Below are 6,132 nucleotides of genomic sequence, written 5' to 3' on the forward strand. Positions count from 1 at the left end.
GCCACCCGGCCCAGACCCCACACCTGCGCCTGCACCGGCGACACCAACCGGTCCGACCGGCCCACCGACACCGCACCCCGGGTCAGACACCACAGCCGGGCGTCCACCCTGGCATCACCCAGAGCCTGGATCAGACCCACGGTGCCGACCAGGTCCAGCAACGACACGACACCCGCCCACTCACCACCGACCAGCCCCGCCAGCGCCGCACGATCCACGCCCGACTCGACCTCGACCCGCCGCACCTCCGCACCACGCCCGGCCAGCGCACCCACCACCGCCGCATCGTCCACGCCCTCGACCGGCACGACCACCAGCCACGACCCAGACAGGCGCGCGCCAGAAGCCTCGGCCAACGGCTTCCACACCACCCGGTACCGCCAGCCATCCACCTCCGACCGCTCCCGACCCTGCCGACGCCACGCCGACAACACCGGAAGCACCTCACCCAGCGACGCATCACCGGACACGTCCAAATCGGCGGCCAAGGAGGCCAGGTCCTCGCGTTCCACCGCATCCCAGAACCGGGCGTCCACGGCATGCGGCCGATCCGGCGCCGTGGACTGGGGGGCCGCCCAGAGTACGGTCTCCGGCCAGAACCTCCGCCGCTGGAAGGCGTGCGTCGGCAGGTCCACCCGCCGCGCACCCGTGCCGGCGAAGAACCCGGCCCAGTCCACCTCCACGCCCCGCACGTACGCCTGCGCCAGCGCCGTGACAGCACTCTCCGCCTCAGCACGGCCCTTCCGCATCACCGGAACGAAAGCCGCGCCCTCGCCCGTCACGCACTCCTGCGCCATCGCGGACAGCACACCGTCGGGGCCGAGTTCGAGGTACGTGGTGACGCCCGCGGCCTCCAGGGCACGGATGCCGTCGAGGAAGCGCACGGCCTCCCGCACGTGCCGCACCCAGAAGTCCGCCGACGCCATCTCGTCCGTGACCAGGGCACCGGTCAGGTTCGACACCACCGGGATGGCCGGGGCCTCGAACGACAGCCCCGACACCACCTCACGGAACGCCTCCAGCATCCCGTCCATGTGCGGCGAATGAAACGCATGACTGACCGCCAGCCGCTTCGACTTCCGCCCCTCGAACGACTCCGCAATCGCCGTCGCGGCGTCCTCGTCACCCGCGATCACCACCGACCGCGGCCCGTTCACCGCCGCGATACTCACCCGGTCCGTCAGCAGCGGCAGGACCTCGTCCTCCGACGCCTCCAGCGCGACCATCACGCCACCCGCCGGCAGCGCCTGCATCAACCGCCCACGCGCCGCCACCAGCACACACGCATCATCCAGCGACAGCACCCCCGCCACATGCGCAGCAGCTATCTCACCCACCGAATGCCCCGACACGAAGTCCGGCCTCACACCCCACGACTCCAGCAGCCGGAACAGCGCCACCTCCACCGCGAACAACACCGGCTGCGCGAACTCCGTACGATCCAACACCTCCGCGTCATCACCGAACAGCACGTCCAGACCCAGCCGCTCACCCAAAGCGTCCAACGCCCGCGCGAACACCGGATAGGCCGCATACAACTCACGCCCCATCCCCAGCCGCTGACTCCCCTGCCCCGTGAACAGGAACGCGAGCGCGCCGGTCGTCACGGTGCCTTCCACCAAGCCGGGTGCATGGTCGCCGCGGGCCAGGGCCGTGAGGGTGGCGAGTCGCGTGGCCGCCTCGGGGGCGATGATGGCGGCCCGCTGTTCCAGGGCGGCGCGGCTGGTGGCGAGGGAGTAGGCGAAATCGAGATCGCCGCTCTCCGCGACGCCGGTGGCCGTCGGGTGCAGGCGCTCGGCCTGGGCCCGCAGGGCGGTCGGTGTGCGGGCGGAGACGAGCCAGGGCACGACGGGCAGGTCGCGCGCCGGCTCCTGCCGCGCGGGCGGGACGGCGGCGGGCGCCTGCTCGATGATCGCGTGGGCGTTGGTGCCGCTGTAGCCGAAGGAGGAGATGCCGGCGCGGCGCGGGCGGCCGGTCTCCGGCCACGGGACCGCCTCCGTCAGCAGGGCGATGTCTCCCGCCGTCCAGTCGACGTAAGGCGTCGGCTCGTTCACGTGCAGGGTCCGGGGCAGCACGCCGTGCCGCATCGCCATGACCATCTTGATGACGCCGGCGGCCCCGGCGACGGCCTGGGTGTGGCCGATGTTCGACTTGACGGAGCCGAGCCACACCGGGCGGTCGGCGGGGCGGCCCTGGCCGTACGTCGCGAGCAGGGCCTGAGCCTCGATCGGGTCGCCCAGCGTGGTGCCGGTGCCGTGGGCCTCCACCGCGTCGACGTCCGTGGCCGACAGGCCCGCGTCGGCGAGGGCTTCCCGGATGACGCGCTGCTGGGAGGGGCCGTTCGGCGCGGTGAGGCCGTTGCTCGCGCCGTCCTGGTTGACGGCCGAGCCGCGCATGACCGCGAGCACCGGGTGCCCGTTGGCGCGCGCGTCGGACAGGCGCTCGACGAGGAGCAGGGCGACACCCTCGGACCAGCTCGTACCGTCGGCCGAGGCGTCGAACGCCTTGATGCGGCCGTCGGCGGCCAGGCCGCGTTGGCGGCTGAACTCGGTGAACGCGCCGGGGGTGGACATGATGGTGACGGCGCCGGCCAGTGCCATCGAGCAGTCGCCGCGCCGCAGTGCCTGTGCCGCCAGGTGCAGGGTGACCAGGGACGACGAGCAGGCGGTGTCGATGGTGACGGCCGGGCCCTCGAGGCCGAAGGTGTAGGCGATGCGGCCGGAGACGACGCTGGCGGCGGTGCCGGTCCCGAGGTGGCCTTCGAGGCCGTCGACGTCGTTGAGCCACAGGTGCAGGTAGTCCTGGGCGTTGGAGCCCACGAAGACGCCGGTGCGGCTGCCGCGCAGCGTGGTGGGGTCGATCCCGGCGCGCTCGAACGCCTCCCAGGTGGTCTCCAGCAGCAGGCGCTGCTGCGGGTCCATGGCCAGCGCCTCGCGCGGCGAGACGCCGAAGAAGGCGGCGTCGAAGTCGGCGGCGTCGTGGAGGAAGCCGCCCTCGCGGGCGTAGCTGGTGCCTTCGCTGTCGGGGTCGTCGCTGTAGAGGTGGTCGAGGTCCCAGCCGCGGTCGGCGGGGAAGCCGGTGATGCCGTCGCGTCCGGCGGCCAGAAGCTCCCACAGGTCTTCGGGGGACATGACGCCGCCCGGGAATCGGCAGCTCATGGCGACGATCGCGATGGGGTCGTCGTCCGCGTCGACCGTTCGCGGTCGGGACGGTGCGAGGGCGGTTCCGGCCCGGGCCGCGTCCCCGTCCGTCAGGTCGCCGACGAGTTCCTCGCGCAGGTATCCGGCGAGCGCGGTGGCCGTCGGGTAGTCGAACACGAGGGTGGCGGGCAGGCGTCGGCCGGTGGCGGCGGCGAGCAGGTTGCGCAGTTCGACGGCGGTGAGGGAGTCGAAGCCCAGTTCCTTGAAGGAGCGTCCGGGCTCGACGGAGGCAGGGCCGGGGTAGCCGAGCGCGGTGGCGACCTGCTTGCGGACGAGGTCGAGCAGGGCGCGGTCGCGGTCGGCGGGGGCGAGCCCGGCCAGCCGCTGCCGCAGGCCGTCCTCTCCCCCGGTGCCGGTGGTGGCGGCGGCCCGGCGGGCGGGGACCCGGACGAGGCCGCGCAGCAGCGGTGGCAGGGAGCCGGACCGGGCCTGGTCGCGCAGGGCGCCGAGGTCGGCGCGCATGAGGACGGGCGCGGCCTCGACGACGCGGTGGGCGACGTCGAAGAGTTCCATGCCTTCCGCGGTGGTCAGCGGGGGCAGGCCCGCGCGCCGCATGCGGCTGATGTCGGCATCGTCCAGGGTGCCGGCCATGCCTGCGCCGCCGGGCGCGTCGTCGCCACCGCCGGCCCACAGGGCCCAGGCCATCGCGGTGGCGGTGAGGCCCTGGGCCCGCCGGTGGTGGGCGAGGGCGTCGAGGAAGACGTTGGCGGCGGCGTAGTTGCCCTGGCCGGGGCCGCCGAAGACGCCGCCGATGGAGGAGAAGAGGACGAAGGCCGAGAGGTCGAGGTCCCGGGTGAGTTCGTGCAGGTTGAGGGCGGCGTCGGCCTTGGGGCGCAGGACGGCGGAGAGCCGCTGCGGGGTGAGGGACGTGATGACGCCGTCGTCGAGTACGCCGGCGGTGTGGACGATCGCACCGAGGGGGTGTGCGGCGGGGATGCCGCGCAGGACGCCTGCGAGCGCTTCGCGGTCGGCGACGTCGCACGCCGCCCAGGTGACCGTGGCGCCCAGCGCGGTCAGTTCGGCCCGCAGCCGCTCGGCCTCCGGGGTGGCGCCGCCGCGGCGTCCCACGAGGAGGAGGTGGCGTACGCCGTGTCCGGTGACGAGGCGGCGGGCGACCAGGCCGCCGAGCATGCCGCCCGCGCCGGTGACGAGGACGGTCCTGCCGGGTGCGTACGCGGTGACGGTGGCGGTGGCGTCGACGTCCTGCCGTACGGCTCGGCCCAGTCGCAGGGCGTGCACGGAGCCTGCGTACAGGGCGAGTTGAGGCTCGTCCGCCGCGAGGGCGTACGGCAGGGCACGGACGGAGTCCTCACGTCCGTCGGTGTCGACGAGCAGCAGCCGGTCGGGGTACTCGGACTGCGCGGAGCGCAGCAGGCCCACGACGGTGGCGTGCACGGGGTCGGTGTCCGTGGCACCGGCGCCGGTGGGGACCGCGCCCTGGGTGACGACGACCAGACGGCAGCCGGCGAAGGCCTCGCCTGCGAAGGGCTCGTCGGCGCACCATGCTTGGGCGAGCGCGAGCGCGTCATGGGCGGCGGCGTGCACGGCCTGGGCCGACAGCGCTTCCGCCGGGCCGTACCCGACGACCACGGCGTCCGGCACGGCCTCGCCCGCTTCGACGGCCGCCGCGAGTGCGGCCAGGTCTGCGTGGACGGTGACGTCGCCGGGCAGCAGCCCCGGCAGCGACGCGACGGCTGCCGCACCGCCCACGACGGCCCAACGGTGCGACGTGGAGGCGGTGCCGGGGCTGCCCGGCAGGGGGGTCCACTCGGCGCGGAACACCGTCTCGTGATGGGCAGTGCCGGCGGCCCGCACCTGGTCGGCGGAGACGGCGCGCAGGACGAGGGCGTCCACGGTGGCGACCGGTGTGCCGGAGGTGTCGGCGATCTCCAGCCGCACGCCGTCCGTGCCCGCCGGTGCGAGGCGGACGCGCAGCGCCTCGGCGCCCGCGGCGTGCAGGGTCACTCCTGTCCAGGAGAACGGGAGCCGTCCTTCGCCGTCGTTGCCGCCCAGCCCGCCCAAGGCGAGCGCGTGCAGGCCGGCGTCGAGCAGGGCGGGGTGCAGGCCGAAGTCCTGCGCGCCCGCGGTGTGTCCTTCGGGGAGCGCGACCTCGACGCAAACGCTCTCCCCGTGCCGCCACGCGGCCGTCAGCCCGCGGAAGACGGGGCCGTACGCCATGCCGAGGGCGGAGAGCTCCGCGTACAGGTTCTCCGTCGGAACGGGCTCGGCGCCCGCCGGGGGCCACTGGGTGAGCTCGAAGTCCGGGCGGGCGGCGCCCTGGGCGAGGACGCCGTCGGCGTGCCGCACCCACGACTCGTCGGCCGCGCCGCCCTCGGCACGGGAGGAGAGCGTGAAGGTGCGCCGGCCCGTGCCGTCGGTGTCGGGCGCCGACACGTGGATCTGCACCTGCACGCCGCCGTGCTCGGGCAGCACGAGGGGCGCCTGGAGGGTGAGTTCCTCCAGGACGTCACAGCCGACCTGGTCGCCTGCGCGTACAGCCAGTTCCACGAATGCCGTGCCGGGAAGCAGCACGGAGCCCATGACGGCGTGGTCCGCGAGCCACGGGTGGGTGTCGAGCGAGAGGCGGCCGGTGAAGAGGAAGCCGTCGGAGTCGGCGAGCGCGACGGTCGCGCCCAGCAGCGGGTGGCCCACGGCTTCGAGGCCGACGGCGCGCAGGTCCCCGGCACCGCGGCCCGACTCGATCCAGTAGCGCCGGCGCTGGAAGGCGTAGGTGGGCAGGTCGACGCGCCGCGCACCGGTCCCGGCGAAGTACGCCTCCCAGTCGACCGCGATGCCCCGGGTGTGGGCGTGGGCGAGGGCGGCGGTGACGGTCTCGGCCTCGGGGCGCGAGGAGCGCAGGACCGGGGCGAAGGCGGCGCCTTCGGCGGTCAGGCACTCCTGGGCCATGGCGGAGAGGACTCCGTCGGGGCCG

The 6,132-nt window shown here is 74.4% G+C and carries 1 protein-coding gene; it reads right to left on the bottom strand.

What is annotated here, in order from left to right; genetic code table 11:
• Positions 1-6,132, bottom strand: a 6,132-nt coding sequence (locus ACP4J0_RS38065; RefSeq protein ID WP_426603962.1) for a type I polyketide synthase, incomplete at both ends; no start/stop codon positions are given.

This window comes from Streptomyces sp. WG7 (genome assembly GCF_049975785.1).
Classification (GTDB): domain Bacteria; phylum Actinomycetota; class Actinomycetes; order Streptomycetales; family Streptomycetaceae; genus Streptomyces.